This window comes from candidate division KSB1 bacterium (genome assembly GCA_034505495.1).
Lineage (GTDB): Bacteria > Zhuqueibacterota > Zhuqueibacteria > Residuimicrobiales > Krinioviventaceae > Fontimicrobium_A.
Map to the genome: position 1 here is coordinate 163,010 of JAPDQV010000002.1, position 19,800 is coordinate 182,809.

Below are 19,800 nucleotides of genomic sequence, written 5' to 3' on the forward strand. Positions count from 1 at the left end.
CTCGCCGCTGCCCCTTTCAGGAAGGTGCGTCGGTTCATGAACACTCTCCTATGGGTGATTATTTGCCGAATAGATGTTGCGCCTCGCGATAGCTGATCAATCGAATGCCCTTGTTTGCGATTACTTGTTTGACTTTTTCGCTCGTGAAAGCGTGCGTCACTCCCGCCCGATGGGAGGCAACGTTTTCATACCCTGGATGACCGTGCGCCTGCATTTCCGGTGTGTCCAACCCCGGGTGCTCGATGATCAGATACAGCCCCGGTTCTCGTAGACCTTCCAAGGCGGCGATCAGCTTAATAGTCCGCGTTTCAGCGTCGTCATTCGCGGGCGAATCCCACCGCACATACTTGACGCCCAGCCTGCCCAAATCAATGTCCAGCCCGTACTCTTTGGCCAGGCGATCAACCAGTTGCTGCATAGAGGGGTCGACGGAATCGATTCCCATATGTGCGCTGAGATGCGAAACCTGAGGGATGTGTCTCTTTGCCGTTTCTATTTGCGCGCGCAGTTCCTTTTCCACTTCCTTGAGATCAGTTTTGGGGTTCCAAAAGGCGTCGACGGCCGTCGGGTCGCTCCAGTTCTTTTGTCTGGGGAAAAAGTAGCCGTTGACATCGACGAGCGACGGTGCGCAGGTCAGCGGCCGCCACTTAATCTTAGACCACTCGCTGGTCAGGGTCAAATGGACGCCGACGTCATAGTCCGGGTGCGCGCGCAGCAGTTCCGCCGCCTCCAGGAACCAGGCGCAGGGGACCATCACTTCGACCGAGCGGGCGATGCCGTCGGTGAAACACTGTATGCATGCCAGATTTGCCGCGTGCGACGAGCCGATGTCGTCGGCGCGGACGATCAAATAGATCTCTTCCTGCGCGGCGGCCATGCCGATGAACAGGAAAATAAAGCAGAGAATGAGCTTGTCCATCATCGAAATCCTTTCCTTATCTCGAGCTCCGACGAAACGTCGACTCGGCACCGACGTTCACGGGTCTTACCATGTTCGGCCTTTCAACAGCTTTTCTTTCTGATACGGCGTCATTTGGTCGCCGCGGGCGCGCAGCCACTCTTCAAAATCTTTCTCGATCTCTTCGGTCCATTTGCGGTCGATTTGACCCGGCGTATATTTTTTCTCTCTCAGCCGTTGATGCCCGAACTGATCGCGCAGACGCACGATCTCTGAGGTCTCGACAACTTCCTGCACCAAATGCGCGGGAATAAAGATGATGCCTTCTCTTTTTCCGAGCACGGCGTCGCCCGGCATGACCGTAACGCTGCCGATGCGGATCGGCGTGTTGATGCCCATCAAAGTGACGTCCTTGAGGTAGGAGGGATGCCAGCCGCGGGTAAAGACCGGAAAGTTTTCGATCTCCAGCACGCCCTCGATGTCGCGCGCGCCGCCGTCGATGATGACGCCGGTGCCGCCGGTTCGCGCCCAGATCGAGTTCGCCAGATTGTCGCCCATAAAGGTGCCGTCGACAACCTTACCGAACAGATCGACGACAATGACGTCGCCTTCGACCAGCGTGTCGATAACCCATGAATTCTGGCCGCCGATCCGACCGTCTTTTTTACCCTGATCCACAACGATCGAGTCGAGATCGGGTCTGCGCGGCATGAAAACCGCAGTTACGGCACGACCGACCAGAACCGGATCCTGAACCGTCATGACCCAGTTGCCCTCGAACTGATGCAGGTAGCCGTGGCGATTGCATACCGCCCAAGCCTCTTCGATCGATACCTCCTTCAGCCGCTGCAAAAGGTCATCGGACACTTTCGGCCGTCCGTCCGGAAAGCGTTCGCCTTTCCATAGCGGCGTGTAGCGGATCAGGTCCTCCTTGGAAAAGACGCCGACTTGCGCGGCGGCAAAGGAGGCGGTCAACAAAAGCAGCAAAAGGATCCTTTTTCGCATAGTCAATCCCTTTCCCAAATCAGCCGACTAAAATGCTGTTGCGCAACGGACGCTTGCTCCACAGCCGGTCCCAGGAGCGCTCTTCGTTCCACTCGTCGGTCGGAGCAAAATATTTATCCTGACCGCGCAAATGTTTTTTGATTTCCTCTTCCACCAGTTCGATTCCCAATCCAGGCCCGTTTGGAACCGTCACAAAGCCCTTGTTGATAATCGGCTTTTCGACACCGGTGACCAGCTTGTCGTACCAATCGTCATCCACGCTGTGGTGTTCGCAGACCATAAAGTTTTCGGTGGCTGCCGCAGCGTGCACCGAGGCAAACAGGGTAATCGGACTCCCCGCCATGTGCAGCGCCATGGCGATGCCGTGTTCCATAGCCAAGTCGCCGATCTTTTTGGTCTCCAGCAGACCGCCGGCCGTCGCCAAATCGGGGTGGCAAATAGCGATTGCCTTTTTTTCGAACAGGTCCATAAAGCCTTCTTTGAGATAAATATCTTCGCCGGTGAGAATTGGCGTTTTGCAGCTCTGGCGCAGCTTGACGTACTGATCAGTGAACTGCCACGGAATCATGTCCTCGTACCATGCGAAATTGAACTGATCGAGCGCTTGGGCAATTTTGATGCAGTCTTCGAGCGGAAAATGGCCGAAATGATCAACGGCGATTGGGATATCCCATCCCACAATGTCGCGTATGGTAGCTGCATAGTCCTGAAAGATTTTCAGTCCCTTCTCGGTAATGCGGATGCCGGTGAACGGATGCATGACGGTCGAGGTGTCGGGCATGCCGCTCGGCGCGCTGAGCGTTCCTTCGGTGCCTTTGAGCAGGCCGATGCCGATGTCCATTTTCAGAAACGTAAATCCGGCTTCGATGCGGGCTTTGAGGCGCTTACCCATTTCAACAGCATCGTTCGACGACGGCGTGTCGGCATACAATCGAATCTTGTCGCGGAATTTGCCGCCGAGCATCTGCCAGCAGGGTACGCCCCACGCTTTGCCCGCCAAATCCCAGCAGGCCATTTCGATCGAAACCACGCCGCCGGCTTGGCGCGCGTGGCCGCCGAACTGTTTGAGTTTACGGAAAATTTTGTCGATGTTGCAGGGGTTTTCGCCCAGAATGCGGCTCTTTAAAAACAGAGCATAAGTCGGACTGGCGCCGTCACGGATTTCACCGTAGCCGGAGATGTCCTGATTGGTGTCGATGCGGATGACGTAGCGTCGCCAATTTCCCGGACCCATGCGCACGACGCGCAAATCGGTAATTTTGAGCTGCGAGGGTTCTGAAGCGCGGCGGACGTTGTTTTGCACCGCTTCCAGGCTGTCGTCTTTGAGCAGCCCGCCGAATGTGCCGACGGCCGCACCGGCGCCGAGGGATTTGAGCCAGGTTCTGCGATTCATAACGTTACTCCCGAGCTTGTGGTCTATGCCGTGCAAAGGGTGGTTTATGTTTCCTTACGGCGTTGAAAGCCGCTGAATTGCAATAAACAGCTTACGGTAACAAGACCGCTTGCTTTCGCTTTCGCGCCCTCTGCTTTTCAATTCCCGCTTTCTTCGATCGGCTTTTTTTGCCAATAGTTCGCCAAAATGGATCCGGAGACATTCATCCACGGGCCGAAGACGGCCGGCGCCAAAGCGGCCGGAGCGCTCTTGAGCACGCTCATCGCCAGTCCGGAGGCCATGCCCGCGTTCTGCATGCCGACTTCGACGGCGATGGTGCGGCTGTCGCGTTCGTTTTGGCGCAGCAGCCGCGCCAAGCCGTAGCCGAGCGCATAGCCGAAAAGATTGTGCAATACCGCTGCGAGGATAACCGCCAAGCCGATACTCAGCAGCTTTTCGCTCGAACGGGCGGTGATGATGGCAATGATGAAGCAGATGCCGATCATCGACACCAACGGCAGCGCGCGATCCATCCAACGGTCGGATTTTTTCAGCAGCAGCTGAATGATCAGTTTGGCAAGGGCCGTGATGCCGATCAATGAAAAGCCGACAATGAGGCCGGTTCTCAACGGCTGTAGGGAGCCAAAGCCGGCTGCATCGATCAAACTGACGAGGGTTGCAAGTGCCAAAGCTGTCGACGTCAGGATGCCGAGCGTCGCTTTTTGCTGATAGAGTTTGACTTTGCTGTAGAGAATTTTGTTGGCGAACAAGCCGGCCGCGATCGGCACAATGATCATGTTGAGAATGGAGAGCATCATGGCGGTAAAATCGATCGGCACGAGTCTGCCCGCCAGAGTCTTCATAAGAAAGGGCGTCATAAACGGCGAGGCGAGTGTGGAGCAGGCGGTCATGGTGACCGATAGAGCGACGTTGCCGCCGGCTAAATAGGAAATGAGGTTGGAAGCGACGCCGCCGGGACATGAACCCACCAACACCACTCCCGCCGCCACTTCCGGCTCGAACTGCATCAGCGAGGCGATGGTCAAGCCGATCAACGGCATAATCGTATATTGGCCGACAAAGCCGATGAATACCGGAACCGGCATTTTGATTACTCGGCTAAAGTCGCCTGCACTTAACGTTGTTCCCATTCCAAACATAATGATCTGAATGAGGGGAACAATCAAAATTGAAAGATCTACACCGAACCAGACGCCGAAGAGTTTGGGAAAAAACAGCGATGCTGTTACGAATACAGCGACCCAAACGGTAAAAGCGTAGCTTTTTAACTTCGGATGACTGGAAAAAAAAGCCGCCAATGCGGCGGCTGAGGTGACGAGTGCAGCGGAGCCGGCCGGTTGCCGATGCATACCGTAGAAAATCAGAGCACCGAAGGCCGAAAGCAAGGCCGCAGCTGCTGTGAGTCGATGGAATAGATTCATACGATTCACCGGATCTGTAAGGAAACCTTCATAGCCGTTACGAAAGGATCAGTTTACATAAAAGTTCGGCGACGGATTGGGATGAATGCGCTGAAAACAAATCAGTGACGATTACGGCTCGAGTCCGTTGAGGTCGAATTCGAGCTTTTCCTGATCCGACATCAATTCGGCCCAGGTAACGGGACGGCCTTCATAGGCGGCTTTGCGACCCAACAGGGTGACGAGGTTGCTGCGCACGCTCGGCGCAACCGTCGGGTTCATAACGTCGCCGGCCGTGATGCTCTTATAAAAGGCCGCAATATTGGCCTCCGCCCCTTCGCCGTAGATGCCTTCCGTGGTACCGCCTTTGTAAAAATTGTCGCCGCGAATCAAAACCCTGCCGCCGTACTCGGTCTCCAACACACCCTTTGAGCCGAACATGCGGTTGCGGATGCCTTCGGGCTGCGTGCCGAACCCGTTGAACTGCCGCGAACTAAAGGTTACCGCGACATGGTCGGGATATTCAAAGACAAGGCTGAAATAATCATGGCAATACTTGGGACTGCGCATCAAGTGACCGCAGGTGCCCGCGGCTTTGACCGGCTCGCAATTCATGATCCACGACATGACGTCGATGGTATGGATGTTCTGCTCGGTAATGATGTCGCCGGAGAGCTCGCGGCTTAATCCCCATGCGCGCAGCCAATCTTCGGCGGAGGGTTTTTCCTTGTCGACGTACGGATGCATATGCGCAAAAGGCGTGTCGGCGTGATAGATCGCCTCGCCGAAGGCCAATTTGCCGAGCGCGCCCGCATGCACGCGCTTGAGCGCTTCGATGAAAAACGGGTTCGCCCGGGTTTGAAAGTCGACGAGAAAGACCAGACCCTTCTGCGCTGCTTTTTGTCCGCTCTGCTCGACGGTGCGGCAGCCCGGCACGTCGACGGCTATCGGTTTGGCCAAGTAAACGTGTGCGCCCGACTCCACTGCCTCGGCCGCCTGCTGCGGGTGAAAGTAGGGCGGACTCTCGATCGCAACCGCCTCGACTCCGGAAGCAAGGAGGCCGCGGTAACCATACAGACCCGTGAAGCGGCGATTCTTCGGGATGCCGAATTTGTCGCCGAACTCGTTGACCCGATCTGCAAAGTAGTCATGACCGGCATGGATTTCATAGCCGCCATGTTTCTTGAACAACTCCATAATCCACTGTCCTCGTCCGCCGCAGCCGATCAGGCCGAGCTTGATTCTGCTGTTGGCGACGGTGCCCCGCACCAGGTCCGGCTTGATGATCGTCAAAGACGCGGCTGCCCCGGCACCGACTAAAAAATCGCGTCGCGATAGATGATTTTCGAGCTTTGCTTCGCTCATATTTTTCCTCTAAAACATTTCAATCAACGATTAAAGATGGCCGTTAAAGATTTTCGTCGTCTGATTTAAACTGCCATTATAATGACGTAACCGGAGACCGGTGTGCTTGATTACCGGCGATTTTAGAAAACGTTTCAGCTTGAAAGGAATATAGCGTTTTTCCTATTAAAGCCAAAAAAATTTCAGATTTTGTATTATAAAATGCGCCCAAAACGCTTTGCATGGACAAAAATAATACTTGACTTCTTTAAATAGAGTTGCTATTATTAAAACGTTTCGAATAATTGGCGGAAGACAAATATTATATCATTAAAAATTAAAGATAAAATAAAATAGAACGTTTCGATGAATGCGACCATCAAAGACGTCGCCAAGCGGGCGGGAGTTTCCATTTCTACTGTTTCGCTGGTTCTGAACCGTAAAGGTTCGGTCTCGAAAGAGACGGAGCTTAAGGTCCTGCAGGCTGTCGAAGAACTGAATTTCCATCCCCAGCGAACCGCCCGCGGATTGGTCACCAAGCAAACCGGCAACTTTGGTTTTATCCTCAGCAGCGACCACTTTTCCCAAGCCGAGCCTTTTTACACCAAAATATTCCTCGGCACCGAATTCGAGGCTCGTTCACACGATTATTACATTCTTTTGACCACTGTCGAACCTTCGGTTTCCGCTAAAACGATGCCGCGCTTTCTGCTCGAGCGCAATGTCGACGGCGTCATTCTTGCGGGCGCCGTGCCGCGCGAGTTGGTTGATTACCTCGACAAAATCGCGCTGCCCTTTGTGTTGGTGGATTATTATTTTGCCGAGCGCAACGATTCGGTCGTTTTGATGGATAACGCTTCCGGAATCCGACAGGCGCTTGATCATTTGTTGGGGCTCGGACATAAAGAATTCGCCTTCATCGGCGGCGACATGCGCCATCCCAGTATGCAAAAACGCTGCAGAACCTTTCGCGCTTATCTTGAGGAGAAAGGCATTGTCCTGAATGAGGCGGCAATCGAATGCGATGATGAGAGAAGCGGCCCGGAAGCCGGTTTTGCCGCTGCGAATCGATTGCTCGACAAGGGGCTTTCCGTTACCGCCATCGTCGCCGCAAACGATGCCATGGCCGTCGGAGTTTTACGCGCCTGTCGCGACCGCAAGCTGCGCATTCCCGAAGACATCGCCGTGACCGGATTTGACAATGTCGAGTCGTCGATCACGGCGCGGCCGACGTTGACGACGATCCACGTACCCAAGGAAGAGATGGGCGCGGCTGCGGTACGCCACTTGGTCGATCTTATTCGCGGCGAACAAAGCCTCGGTATGCGCATCATTATGCCGGTCAGGCTGATTCCGAGAGAATCGACGCTGGGTGCCAAGAGCGGAACTTGATTTTAATTATTATTCATTCGCATCGACAATAAATGCAGTAAAGGAGGTGACCGGAAGAACATAAATAATTGAAGGTATGATTCGTAAGTAGTCAGTTAACCATTAACTGTAACGCGAGGGAAGACTATGAAGAAGCACGGGATTATTTTTTGCGCTGCCATTACGTTGACGTTTCTCCTGCTGCCGCAGTCGGCACAGGGGAATGTGGTCGTCAACGGGGGGTTCGAAAACGCCGAGACTCCGGCCTATTGGCAAAAAGAAAACGCGGCAGAAGCAACAGTTGAATGGGCGACCGATGAGTACCGTTCGCCGGAACGATCCCTCAAGATCTCGGACAGCGGCGGATCCGACGCGCCCGCCTGGGTTTCTCAGAACATGGCCACACTCAATTGGAATCCGACCAGCGGAATTCCGGCCAACATCGAAATCGAAGTCGGCGGCTGGGTTAAAACGCAGAACGTCAACACCAACCCCGCTGCTCAAGATGATAAAATCCTCCTCACCTTCAGCTTTTATTCTGCTTCTAATGCGCTCATCTTTGATCAGCCGATCGTTCTGCAAATTCCGCAGACTCAACCTTCCGTCGATTGGACGGAAATCAAAAACGATGTGCCCATCGTCTTGCCGACTGATGCGGCAAAACTGATCATCAAGTTTCAATTCGGTGCCAACGCAACCGGAACGGTATGGTTGGATGACCTGTTCATGCGCACGGCGCCGGGCGCTGCGGGCTGGATCGGCGATCTTTACAATGCCAATTTCGGTGTACCGCAAGGGTGGTTCTTCTGGAAAGATATGATGAGCGTGGGAGAGAAGGATTACGGCATAGTGACCATCACTGACAAATACGCTCATAAAGGCAAATATTCGTTGCGTGTCGCCGATACACCGGACAATCCGGCCGAGGTTGTAGCGATCTCTGACCGCAACCCGGTGCAACCCAATACGGAATATCTGGTGAAAGCTTGGGTCAAACTGGAAGGCGTCAATCCCAATCCGGAAAAGGATGTCGAAAAAGCGGTCTTTTTCACCGTCACCTATCACTCGAGCGCCGAAGGCTGGGCTGAGACACACGGTCAGGACTTTTTTGTCGTCGATCAATCGGCAAGCGATCGTGACTGGACGCTTTACTCTTTTCGTCTGAAAACCGGCGAGAACGACACGCGCCTGTCCATCCGCGCCAGAATGCAGCATCAGGCTGTCGGCAATACCTATTGGGATGATATCGAGATCATTCCCATCGCTCAGGTTAACCCCGGCTTTACTTTCGAAAATGCGGAGGTCCCTGCCTATTGGGAGAAGGCAAACCACTCCGGCGCAACCGTAGCTTGGTCAGACGAGGTCTACCGGTCGCCTCAACGCTCTCTGATGATTTCAGATGCAAGCGGGGATGATGAGCCGATGTGGCGCACCAAAGTGAACATGGCCACGCTTAACTGGAACCCGACCACCGGCATCCCGGCCAACATTGAAATCGAAGTCGGCGGCTGGGTCAAGACCGAGAACGTCAATGCCAATCCGACTTCCGACGCGCAACGGATCCAGCTGATCTATACCTTCTATGATGAAGCCGGTAAGATCATCTTTGACCCACCGGTGGTCATTCCATTTCCCCAATCGCAGGCTTCAGTCGATTGGACGGAAATCAAAAACTCTTCGCCGATCGTCCTGCCTGTGCCGGCGGCCTCGATGTCCATCCAGTTCAAGTTCGGCGCCGAAGCCACCGGTACTGCATGGCTGGATGATATTTTTATGCGTACTGCTCCCGGGGCTGAAGGCTGGATCGGCGATCTTTACAACGCCAATTTCGGCGTGCCGGAGGGCTGGTTTTTCTGGAAGGATAACATGAGTAACGGTGCCAAGGATTTCGGCATCGTCACCATCACCAAAGATGCCGCGCACACCGGCGAGCACTCGCTGCTGGTAGCCGATACGGCAGATAATCCCGCTGAAGTCGTGGCCATCTCTGATCGCCTGCCCATCAAAGGCGGTACGCTCTATACCATTGAGGCGTGGGTTAAAACCGAAGGGGTAGTGACCAACCCCGAAAAAGACGTCGAAAAGTCGATCTTTTTCACCGTCACTTATCATACGGACGCTGAAGGCTGGGCGGAAATCGGCGGCCAGGACTTTTTCGTCATCGACCAGACCGTATCGGACAAAGACTGGACTTGGTACGCTTTTACTCTCATTACTCCGGAAGACGCCAAACGCATGTCGATCCGCGCGCGTCTGCAGCACCAAGCGACCGGCAACGTTTATTGGGACGATTTTGCCGTGCTTGAAGGCAACACGACACAGGTCAACGGTCGGCCGGTGGAGCTGCCCGTACGCTTTGAACTGGCGCAAAACTATCCGAACCCCTTCAACCCGACGACGACAATTCGTTTTGCGCTCGCAGAGTCGCAGCCCGTGCGGCTCGAGATCTATAATCTGCTCGGTGAAAAGGTGCGCACGCTGCTCGACGGCAAGATGGAGGCAGGCATCCATTCCTTGACGTGGGACGGTCGTGGAGACGACGGCGCACTTTTGCCCAGCGGCAACTATTTCTATGTGTTGTCCGCCGATAAGGCAAAATTGACTCGCCGCATGACGCTGCTTAAATAAGAATCAAGGGAGCCGATACGCGTGTCGGCTCCCATGTTATTCACCCGGAATGATTGGAAATGTAATATGAAGCGCATTGCTTTCTTCCTTCTTATCCTCTTGGCTGAACCGGTTTTCTCCGGATCGACCGGTAAGATCGTCGGCAAAGTGACCGATGCCGACACCGGCGAGCCGTTGCCGGGCGTCAATGTGGTCATTGAAGGCACCACGCTGGGCGCAGCTACGGACCTTAACGGTGAATTTTTTATTCTGCGTGTACCGCCCGGAACCGTCACGGTGAGCGCCTCGATGATCGGTTACCAGACGCTCAAAATTGAGAGTGTGCGCGCATCAATAGATAAAACGACTGAACTTAGGTTTGCCCTCAAGCCGATTGCTCTCGATTTGGGAGAAACCGTGACCATCGTTGCGGAACGACCGCTGATCGAACGCGATCTGACCTCCACGACGGCAACCGTAGGCTCCGAGGTTATCAGTCGTCTGCCGGTGGAAACTCTGCAGGATGTCGTCAACCTGCAGGCCGGTGTCGTCGACGGCCATTTTCGCGGCGGCCGACGCGGTGAAGTGGCCTATCTGATTGAAGGTATCCCACTTAATGACGCCTATTCGGGTGAAAATGCATTGCAGGTGGAAAACAGCGCTATTCAGGAGCTGCAGATCATCAGCGGTACCTTTAACGCCGAATACGGCCAAGCGATGTCGGGCATTGTCAACGTCGTTACCAAAGAGGGCGGCGAGGCTTACCACGGCACTCTAAGCGCGTATGTGGGCGATTACGTTAGCCCCAATAACTCGATCTTTGAAAACATGAACGTTTTCAATCCCACCTATAATTTAGACGCTTCAATAAGCGGACCGTTGCCCCGCTTCGGCAACAAGCTGACGTTTTTTGCCTCGGGCCGCTACTTTGATACCGAAGGACATATTTACGGGAAACGGGTTTTTCTACCTTCCGATTCTTCCAACTTTCCCAGTACCGATGTGCGCGACTGGTACATCGAATCGTGGGGTGCAGGCCATCGGTTTTCCTCTGATGAAGAATTCAACCGCCTTGCCGACAGCATCCGCACCCGTGCGTCCTATGTGCCGATGAACCCAAACCGTCGCTTGTCGGGTCAATTCAAACTGGTCTTTAGGCCGAATCCGTCACACAAACTGGTCTACGAAGGACTCTATCAGCAGCAGAACTATCGTGAATATGATCATGCCTTCCGCTATAATCCGGACGGCGATTATCGTCGTCGCCAAAAAAGCAGGCATAACAGCCTTAACTATACTTACGTTCTTAGCAACCGCACTTTCTTAACAGCCAAAGCGGCAGAGTTTATAACCGATTATCGCCAGTCGGTATATGATGATCCTTATGACCGGCGCTATGTCAATCCGCAGCTGCTCAGAGCGGCAAGCGGGTCGGCATTTGTCACGGGCGGTCAAAAAATGTGGCATTTTTACCGAACTACGACGACAACGCTCGGCCGCCTCGATTTGACGTCTCAAGTTACAAATGTTCATCAAATCAAAGCGGGAGCAGAGTTCAGGCGGCATCGATTATGGCTGCGTGCCTTTGAAATACGTCTCAACCGCGATACCAATTGGAAACCCTACATTCCGGAAGAGACCAAGAATGTTCAGAATAACGATGAATACCGATTTAATCCGACTGAATTTGCTGCTTATATTCAGGACAAAATAGAGCTCAGTTATATGGTTGTCAACGCCGGTGTTCGCTTTGACTATTTCGATTCGGACGGTCGCGTACCGGAAGAGTTTTTGCAGCCGAATCGAGCGAGCCTGCTGCCGGCCAAACCGACGTCCCAGATCAGTCCGCGTTTCGGCATCTCTTATCCCATTACCGATCGAGGCGCCATCCATATATCCTACGGTCACTTTTTTCAGATTCCCAATTTCGAGTATCTTTATGTAAACCCCGATTTCGAGCTTTATGCGACGAGTGATTACGGCAGCACCAATCCGCCGGAACGCCTGCCGAATACCATCGGCAATGCGGAGCTCAAGCCGCAGCGCACGACCATGTACGAGATCGGACTGCAGCAGCAGCTCGGTGCCGATATATCACTTGACTTGACCGCTTACTTTAAAGACATCCGCAACTTGACCGGTACGGAGATTCTATACAACATCAACGGCATACGCTACGCCCGATATATCAATCGCGATTACGGCAATGTAAAGGGGCTGACGGTTTCATTCGAAAAGCGCATGCGGCAAGGGCTGGCCGCGACGGTAGACTATACCTATCAGATCGCTAAAGGCAATGCCTCAGATCCGGCTTCTGCATTTTTGGATGTTCAGGCCGGGCGCGAGCCGCAGAAACAGCTTGTGCCGTTGAACTGGGACCGCACTCATAGTCTCAATGTTTCTGCAACCCTGGGCGATCCGAACAAACAGGCCCTCAGCCTTATTGCCAAATTGGGCAGCGGTCTGCCCTACACGCCCACGGAACAGAACGTCCGCACCGCAGTCGAAAACAGCGAGCGCAAGCCGTCCTTCTACAATGTCGATCTGCATGCTTTTCGGAATTTTCCGATCGGACGGCATGAGATGACGGTTTTTATACGGATTTTCAACTTGTTCGATCGAAAAAACGAAAATGAGGTTTACAGCGATACCGGCCGGGCCAATTATTCGATAAGCGCCGCCCGCTCCGGTACGATTTTCGGTCTCAATACGCTCGAAGAATACATACGTCGCCCTGATTTCTATTCGCCGCCGCGGCAGGTCATTTTCGGCGTTTCTTATCAATTCTAAGCGGAATGAACATATGAGCAGGAAGCAGATTCATCATCTTTTGACCGCCTTGCTGCTTTGCACTGTTTCGGCGCAAGGGCAGCGCAAACCGGATCCCAACGTCGGCAGTTTGGAACATACCCGCTGGGGCTTAATGGACGGCAACCTGGTGCGCACCGTCTTTGCCAATCATGGCGAGATTGCCAACTGGGACGAGAAAGCGTGGCCTTCGGGAGAATGGCCCAAGGGTTCCGGCCATACTTATGTGGACGGCGTGGCGCTGGTGGTGGCGGCGCCGATCGTCGATGCCGCCGGTCAATATCGACACTCGGTCGTCACACGGTACCGGGAAGACATGGACGTCTCCCCCGAAGGGATTCCGTGGGGATTTGCCCCTCTGCCGGGCTACTTTAACCCCGACCCCAAAGTCAACGTCAACAATTCGCCGGCCGTCAGCAACGATCCCAATACCTGGCCGACATTTTGGCCTGACAAAGATTCGGATTGGGCTGGCCAGTGGAACGGTTTTTTCGGTAAGGGGAAAACGAACGCCGACTTGGAGGCGTATGCCGTGTTCGACGACGATCCCGACGAGGAATTCCTGTTCTATCCCGATCCGACCGACTCGTCGCGGCGCGGTTTGGGGTTGGAGGTCGCCTTTCGACTCTTTCAGTGGAATCAGGTGTTGGCCCAGGACGTCATCTTTGCCATCTATTTCATTACCAATGAAGGCAAAACAAACTATGACAGCACCTACTTTGCCTTTCACATCGACTGGGGCATCGGCGGCCATGACGATTCGGCCGACGACTGCGGCAACTACGACTTGGATCTCGACATCGCATGGGCTTTCGACGGCAACGGTTACGGAAGCCCTTACAACTGGTCGCCGGTGGGCGTGGCCGGATTCGCTTTTCTCGAAAGCCCCGGCATCTTTGGCGACGGACAGGATAATGACGGTGACGGCCTAATCGACGAACGGCGCGACAATGGCCCGGGCGTTTGGCTTGACAGCTATCCTTACGGCATTGCCGATGTGGAAGCGTTCAAAAAATTTTATCCCAATACCCAACTGCGACCGCACTGGTCAGGTGATGAAAACATAAACTGGGATTCTTACCTCGATTTGAATGAAAACGGCGTCTGGGATTTTGGGGAACCGCTCCGCGATGACCTCGGCGAGGACGGGCTGGGGCCCAATGATCCCAATTATCCCGGCCCGGATGAGGGAGAAGGCGACGGCATCCCGACGCCCGGGGAACCGGATTTCGGTTTTACCGATAAGGATGAATCGGATCAGATCGGTTTGACCGGCTTTAACGTCTTTGTGCTGCACGAATACAAGATGGAAAACGACGAAGCCTACTGGAAAGGGCTCGTCTCGGCGCCGCCGCCGCGTGACAAGTTGGTTCAGAATACCAATCTCGGTATGTTCTTCAGCTCGGGTCCGTTTCGTTTGGAAGCGGGCGAAACCCAGTTCTATTCGATGGCGCTGCTGTTCGGGGAAGACCAAAAACAGCTGGCGCGCACTAAAAAGACGATTCAGCAGATCTATAACGCCAGCTACCGCTTTGCCAAGCCGCCGGAAAAGCCGAGGGTCACGGCCGTTGCCGGCGACCGTCGCGTGGTGCTCTATTGGGACGACAAAGCGGAAAGCTCCTGGGATCCGTTTCTGCAGGAATATGATTTTGAGGGCTATCGCATCTATCGAACCACAGACCCCGAGTTCCTTGAGGCGCAAATAATCACAAACGCTTACGGCAAAAAAATACTCAAGCAGCCCATTGCGCAGTTCGATTTGAAGAACGGCATTAAAGGGCTCCATCCGATAGATGTGGACGGCATCAAGTATTACCTGGGAGATGATACCGGCCTACGCCATTACTTTATCGACACAGATGTAAAGAATGGTCAAACTTATTACTACGCCGTAGTCTCCTACGACCGCGGGCACGTCGAAACAAGCGCAACGGGCGAGTTGGCCGGCATTCCGCCGAGCGAATCGCCGAGCATCATCAAGATGAGCGCCGCAGGAGTGATCGAGTTCATGGACATCAACACGGCGGTTGTTACACCTCAGGCGCCGGCAGCCGGTTATGATCCGCCGCACTTGGCTGACGGTGTGCACCTGGAAGGCCCGGCCACTGGGTCGATCACCGTCGAGCTTCTCGATCCTACGGCGCTGCGCGACGGCCATGAATATCAAATTCAATTCAAGGACACGACGCGATTCGGCCAGGAAGCCAATCCTTGGTACAGCCTGAAGAATCTCACCACGGGGGAGCTGCTCTTCGAGGATGAACGCCTCGAGGGCGGCAAAGCGCTCTCGCCGGTGGCGGAAGGGCTGGCCGTCAGCATCGTCAATGACACCAAGGTAAAAGTAGATGAGGCGGCCACCGGTTGGGTAGAACCGCGCAGCGACGTCTGGTTCCGCGTCGGCATCGACAGCAGTCTGCTCGGCCGCCATGTCGACTATCCTGCCGATTTTGAGATCCTATTTTTCGATCACTCGGCGGATACCTCCAAAGCGTTGCTGTTCGGACAAAAAGCAATTCCTGTTAATTTTATGATCAACAATGTTACTGAAAATCGCCGGATGGAATTTTTGGTTACCGATAAAGACCGTGACGGCAGTTTTACACCGGGGGATCACGTAACGATCCTCATTGGCAACAGGCTGGGAGAACCGCTGAGCGAGCCGCGCTCCAAATTTAAAACTTCTTGGGCCGTCTTTTGGGAGGCCGGGAGTCCGGCCGCTCCACGCCCCGGCGACGTTTTCCGCATTCATACAAGCAAACCTTTCCGCAACGGCGAGACGGCGCGCTTTACAGTACGAAGCGGGCGGATGGTCCCGGACATGGCCAAGAATCAATTGGATCGGATTACGGTCGTTCCGAATCCCTATCGTGCCGCCGCATCTTGGGAAAGCCGTAGTCCTTTTCAATTCGGTCGCGGCGAGCGAAAGATCTACTTTAACAACCTGCCGCAAAAATGTACGATTCGCATTTATACGGTGCGCGGCTATCTCGTGGATACCATCGAGCATGACGGCATCGCCGAGAACGGCTCCGAAGCCTGGGATCTGCTCAGCAAGGACGGTATGGAAATCGCCTACGGCGTCTATCTTTATCATGTGGATGCACCGGGGGTCGGAACCTATGTCGGCAAGTTTGCGGTGATCAAGTAAGGCAGGATGGAAGGATTATGGATAAAATCAAAAATCGAGTCGGTTTTGCAGCGGCACTTTGCCTGCTTTTTTGCGGAGCGGCAGCTGCCGCCGATGTTTCCAAGGTCGGCATTACGGCGGCGCCCTTTTTAGAAATCGGCGCGGGTGCCCGGCCGCTCGGCATGGGCGGTGCTTTTGTCGCCACTGCCGACGACGCCGGCGCGCTCTACTGGAATCCCGCCGGACTCACTGCTGTCCGCAACATAGAGCTGCTCTTTACCAACAGCAGCTGGCTCGCAAATATCAAATACAATTTTGCCGGAATCTGTTTTCCTGTTGCCGGAGTGGGCAGTTTGGGTGCTTTTATTACCACTCTGAATTACGGCGACATGGCGGTGCGTACCACGGATCAGCCTGAAGGGACCGGAGAAATTTTCAGCGCTTCGGACCTGGCTGTCGGTGTGAGCTATGCGCGAGCCCTGACCGACCGCTTTACCATCGGTTTCAATGCCAAGTACATTCATCAATCCATTTGGCATGAGCGGGCGCACGGGATAGCGGTAGATTTCGGCACTCTGTTTGTAACCGGACTTCACGGGCTGCGCATCGGCGCTTCCCTGCTCAATTTCGGTACCGATATGCGCATGGAAGGCAAAGATCTGCTGGTGTTCTATGACGTCGATCCCTACATCATCGGCAATAACGACCGTGTTCCGGCTAATCTGCAGACAGAACATTGGCCGTTGCCTTTGACTTTCCAATTCGGGCTGGCGATGGACGTTCTCGATGACGGCTTTCATCGGCTTACACTGGCCAGCGATGCGGTTCATCCTTACGACAATACCGAATCTGTCAACCTTGGAGCCGAGTATGCCTTCCGCAAAATGTTTTTCCTGCGCGCCGGCATGCGCGACCTTTTCCTGCGCGATGGAGAGGGAGGAGCATCCTTCGGCGCGGGATTCCACCTTCGCCTGCTCGGCAATATGAACCTGCGGATCGACTACGCGTATGCGAATTTCGGTCGGCTGGACAATGCTCAGCATCTTTCCTTGACCTTAAACCTTTAGCAACATGAATCGACATGATGAAAATGAAAAACCAGCCGTGGTTCTCACCCGCCTCACGATTATGTATGCAGTAAGCCGGACCGATTGGCGCTCATGGAGATTATTCGCTGGGATTGTTCTCCTGGGGCTGCTGAACGGATGCAAAACCGAAAAAAGCGACATGAGGCAATCTTTGGTCTATTGGCCGGCTGCCAATGTCCAGGAAATCGCACTGGCGAGGCAGGCGGCTGAAGAATGGAATCGTCTTCACCCCGAACTGCCCGTTAAAGTTCAACCGATACCGGAGAGCCAATCAACCGAAGAGGTGCTGCTCGCTGCTGTCGTGGGTAAGACTACTCCGGATATCTGTTCGAACATTTGGCCGGGAATCGTCGGGCAACTCGTGCGTGCCGGTGCCGTCATTCCGCTCGATCAGTTTGCCGATTTCGACTCAGTCATCACTGCTCGACTGCCGGAAGCCCAAATCGAGCCATATCGCTATCAGGACGGGCGGTTTTATCAAATGCCGTGGAAAACCAATCCAATTATGCTGGAATACAATGTGAGCATGCTGAAGGCGGCAGGATTCGATCGGCCGCCCGCCACTTACTCGGAGTTTTTTGCCGTGGCGGAGCAGATCACCCGCGACCTTGACGGCGATGGAGATAACGACCGCTGGATGATGGCCGTCGACATCAATGTAAAATGGTGGCTGCGGTATTTTGATTTCTATACATTTTACATCGCCGCTTCAAAGGGGGAAACGTTGATCCGCGATCGAAAGGTATGCTTCGAAAATCAAGCTGCCGTAGAGGTGTTTCGCTTCTTTCAGGAAGGCTTTCGCCGCGGTTATTTCCCCAAAGCTCACTTTCAGCAGGATCCGTTCCTGGCCGGATTGGTTGCCGTGCATGTAACCGGCCCTTGGAATATTGATCATTTGAATAGATATAAGCCGGAAGGTTTCGAATTCGATTATGCGCCGATTCCGGTTCCGGACGGACATGAGGGGCCGGTCATGACCTACGGCGACCCGAAGAACATTGCAATCTTTACGACATGCCGCAACCCGAAAGCGGCCTGGCAATTCGTCAAACTCTTGGTCAGCAAAAAACAGGATTTGATGCTTCTGCAGCTGGCCAGTCAAATCCCCATCCGCCGCGATATGTTTGAGGATGTCGATTTTGCCGCTTTTTTCGCGGCACATCCCAAGCTGGAACGGTTTGCCCTGCAGGCGCCGTTTACTCGCGGTGTAGATCCGGATCCCGAGCTGCGAGAAATTTTCGACGCCATCTCCCAAGAATTCGAAGCCTGCTGCATTTTGGGGCGACGCTCGCCCGAAGAAGCGGTTCGTCGTGCCGCAGAGCGGGCGCGGGAAATTCTGCAATAGAACCTGAATGGACAGGGTGGTGCGATGAGCTTGTTTTCTTCCCAACAACGCAGCGGCTATTTGCTCATGGCGCCTTATTGGCTCCATTTCCTCTTTTTTATGGCTTATCCGCTGACTTTTTCTTTGATTTTGGTTTTTCACAAATGGGACATCTACACGCCCATGCAATGGGTCGGGCTGGGTAATTTTGCCCGGCTTTTTCGTGACGAACTTTTTTTCCAGGCCATCTTGAATACACTTCTGTTCTTAGCCATCCATATTCCGCTGCAGATCGTCTTTGCTTTGTTCTTTGCCGTGCTTCTCAACCAGAATATTCGCGGCAGAGGCTTTTACCGCGCCGTATATTTTTTGCCGGTCATTGTCTCCGGTGTCGTCGTTTCGGTTTTGTTTCAGCAGCTCTTTTCGCAGGAAACCGGGGTCCTCAACACAATTCTCTTCAAACTGGGATTGCCGAAAATTCCCTGGCTCAGCAGTCCAGAATGGGCTATGCCGTCCATTGCCGTCATGGCTACCTGGAAGAACATCGGATTTTATATTGTCCTTTTCTTGGCCGGGCTGCAGACTATCCCGACATCGCTTTATGAATCGGCGCAGATCGACGGTGCCACTTCCTGGCAGCAGTTCCGTCGCATCACGCTGCCGATGCTCAACCCAACAATGCTGTTGGTCATCATTCTATCCACTATCGGCGGATTCAGTCTGTTTATAGAGCCCTACATTCTCACAGGCGGCGGTCCCATGAATCGAACCCTTTCGGCCATGCTTTACATCTATAAACAAGCGTTCTATTTCAATCGCATGGGTTATGCCGCTACGCTGGGCTTCTTTTTTGCGCTGATCATTTTCGGCGTTGTGCTGGTGCAGCGCAAGGTCGTCGAGCGGGAGGTTTGAAGATGAAAAAGCTGTGGATTTATCTTATGCTCTCTCTGGGCGCAATCGTTTTTCTCTATCCGTTTGTGTGGATGGCATTGGCTACGGTCAAGCCGGAGATGGAGATTCTGGCGTTCAACCCGATCCCTTCCCGCCTGACGATCGAGAGCTATCGTCAGGTAGTAACCAAAATTCCCATCTTTCGTGCCCTTTTGAACAGCCTCCTGGTCAGCACCTTGATCACCGCTTCGGTCCTTTGCTTCAGCTCTATGGGGGGGTATGCCCTGGCGCGGCTCAACTTTCGCGGCAAAACCGTCATGTTCGCCGTCATTCTGTTCACGATGATGATCCCGTTTCAGCTCACGCTCATTCCGATGTACATTCTTATGGTCAAGCTGCATTGGACGGATACTTATTTGTCGCTCATCGTACCGAGTATGATCAGCGGTTTCGGGATCCTGTTGTTCCGGCAGTTTTTCCTTACCCTGCCGCAAGAGCTGATTGACGCGGCACGCGTTGACGGATTATCGGAGCTGCAGATCCT

The 19,800-nt window shown here is 53.9% G+C and carries 13 protein-coding genes; 8 read left to right on the forward strand and 5 right to left on the reverse strand.

Annotated elements, in window-relative coordinates; genetic code table 11:
• Positions 1 to 58 precede the first annotated feature (58 nt).
• From ONB24_01705 to ONB24_01725, 5 genes are all read right to left on the reverse strand, one after another.
• On the reverse strand, positions 59 to 922 hold the full coding sequence (locus tag ONB24_01705) for a polysaccharide deacetylase family protein (protein MDZ7314815.1): 864 nt from the start codon (positions 920 to 922) through the stop codon (positions 59 to 61).
• 63 nt (positions 923 to 985) lie between these two features.
• The gene (locus ONB24_01710; GenBank protein ID MDZ7314816.1) at positions 986 to 1,903 is read right to left on the reverse strand and encodes an RraA family protein; all 918 of its coding nucleotides are present in this window, start codon (positions 1,901 to 1,903) and stop codon (positions 986 to 988) included.
• 19 nt (positions 1,904 to 1,922) lie between these two features.
• On the reverse strand, positions 1,923 to 3,296 hold the full coding sequence (locus ONB24_01715; protein ID MDZ7314817.1) for a mandelate racemase/muconate lactonizing enzyme family protein: 1,374 nt from the start codon (positions 3,294 to 3,296) through the stop codon (positions 1,923 to 1,925).
• 137 nt (positions 3,297 to 3,433) lie between these two features.
• Complete coding sequence (locus ONB24_01720) at positions 3,434 to 4,717, reverse strand: bile acid:sodium symporter family protein (protein ID MDZ7314818.1); 1,284 nt, start codon at positions 4,715 to 4,717, stop codon at positions 3,434 to 3,436.
• 111 nt (positions 4,718 to 4,828) lie between these two features.
• Entirely contained in the window at positions 4,829 to 6,061 is a 1,233-nt protein-coding gene (locus ONB24_01725) for a Gfo/Idh/MocA family oxidoreductase (GenBank protein ID MDZ7314819.1), read from the reverse strand.
• A gap of 345 nt (positions 6,062 to 6,406) precedes the next feature.
• Between ONB24_01725 and ONB24_01730 the strand changes: the two genes are divergently transcribed.
• From ONB24_01730 to ONB24_01765, 8 genes are all read left to right on the forward strand, one after another.
• Positions 6,407 to 7,432 carry a LacI family transcriptional regulator gene (locus ONB24_01730; GenBank protein ID MDZ7314820.1) on the forward strand — a complete coding sequence of 342 codons (1,026 nt, stop codon included), beginning with the start codon at positions 6,407 to 6,409 and terminating at the stop codon, positions 7,430 to 7,432.
• Between the two features lie 126 nt (positions 7,433 to 7,558).
• Complete coding sequence (locus ONB24_01735) at positions 7,559 to 10,039, forward strand: carbohydrate binding domain-containing protein (GenBank protein MDZ7314821.1); 2,481 nt, start codon at positions 7,559 to 7,561, stop codon at positions 10,037 to 10,039.
• Positions 10,040 to 10,105: 66 nt separating this feature from the next.
• A complete protein-coding gene (locus ONB24_01740) occupies positions 10,106 to 12,808 on the forward strand; it encodes a TonB-dependent receptor (GenBank protein ID MDZ7314822.1) in 2,703 nt (900 codons plus the stop codon).
• Positions 12,809 to 12,821: 13 nt separating this feature from the next.
• Positions 12,822 to 15,974, forward strand: coding sequence for a hypothetical protein (locus tag ONB24_01745; protein ID MDZ7314823.1), 3,153 nt, complete (start codon positions 12,822 to 12,824; stop codon positions 15,972 to 15,974).
• 17 nt (positions 15,975 to 15,991) lie between these two features.
• Entirely contained in the window at positions 15,992 to 17,020 is a 1,029-nt protein-coding gene (locus ONB24_01750) for a PorV/PorQ family protein (GenBank protein ID MDZ7314824.1), read from the forward strand.
• Between the two features lie 160 nt (positions 17,021 to 17,180).
• Positions 17,181 to 18,386: an extracellular solute-binding protein gene (locus ONB24_01755; protein ID MDZ7314825.1), complete on the forward strand. Its 1,206-nt coding sequence runs from the start codon at positions 17,181 to 17,183 to the stop codon at positions 18,384 to 18,386.
• Positions 18,387 to 18,410: 24 nt separating this feature from the next.
• Positions 18,411 to 19,277, forward strand: a complete 867-nt coding sequence (locus ONB24_01760) for a sugar ABC transporter permease (GenBank protein ID MDZ7314826.1) — start codon at positions 18,411 to 18,413, stop codon at positions 19,275 to 19,277.
• 2 nt (positions 19,278 to 19,279) lie between these two features.
• On the forward strand, positions 19,280 to 19,800 hold a 521-nt coding region (locus ONB24_01765; protein MDZ7314827.1), incomplete at its 3' end, for a carbohydrate ABC transporter permease.

Excerpts from the sequence above, each read along its gene's own strand:
- ONB24_01705 (MDZ7314815.1), bottom strand. The coding sequence starts at position 922 with ATGATGGACAAGCTCATTCTCTGCTTTATTTTCCTGTTCATCGGCATG.
- ONB24_01710 (MDZ7314816.1), bottom strand. The coding sequence starts at position 1,903 with ATGCGAAAAAGGATCCTTTTGCTGCTTTTGTTGACCGCCTCCTTTGCC.
- ONB24_01715 (MDZ7314817.1), bottom strand. The coding sequence starts at position 3,296 with ATGAATCGCAGAACCTGGCTCAAATCCCTCGGCGCCGGTGCGGCCGTC.
- ONB24_01720 (MDZ7314818.1), bottom strand. The coding sequence starts at position 4,717 with ATGAATCTATTCCATCGACTCACAGCAGCTGCGGCCTTGCTTTCGGCC.
- ONB24_01725 (MDZ7314819.1), bottom strand. The coding sequence starts at position 6,061 with ATGAGCGAAGCAAAGCTCGAAAATCATCTATCGCGACGCGATTTTTTA.
- ONB24_01730 (MDZ7314820.1), top strand. The coding sequence starts at position 6,407 with ATGAATGCGACCATCAAAGACGTCGCCAAGCGGGCGGGAGTTTCCATT.
- ONB24_01735 (MDZ7314821.1), top strand. The coding sequence starts at position 7,559 with ATGAAGAAGCACGGGATTATTTTTTGCGCTGCCATTACGTTGACGTTT.
- ONB24_01740 (MDZ7314822.1), top strand. The coding sequence starts at position 10,106 with ATGAAGCGCATTGCTTTCTTCCTTCTTATCCTCTTGGCTGAACCGGTT.
- ONB24_01745 (MDZ7314823.1), top strand. The coding sequence starts at position 12,822 with ATGAGCAGGAAGCAGATTCATCATCTTTTGACCGCCTTGCTGCTTTGC.
- ONB24_01750 (MDZ7314824.1), top strand. The coding sequence starts at position 15,992 with ATGGATAAAATCAAAAATCGAGTCGGTTTTGCAGCGGCACTTTGCCTG.
- ONB24_01755 (MDZ7314825.1), top strand. The coding sequence starts at position 17,181 with ATGAGGCAATCTTTGGTCTATTGGCCGGCTGCCAATGTCCAGGAAATC.
- ONB24_01760 (MDZ7314826.1), top strand. The coding sequence starts at position 18,411 with ATGAGCTTGTTTTCTTCCCAACAACGCAGCGGCTATTTGCTCATGGCG.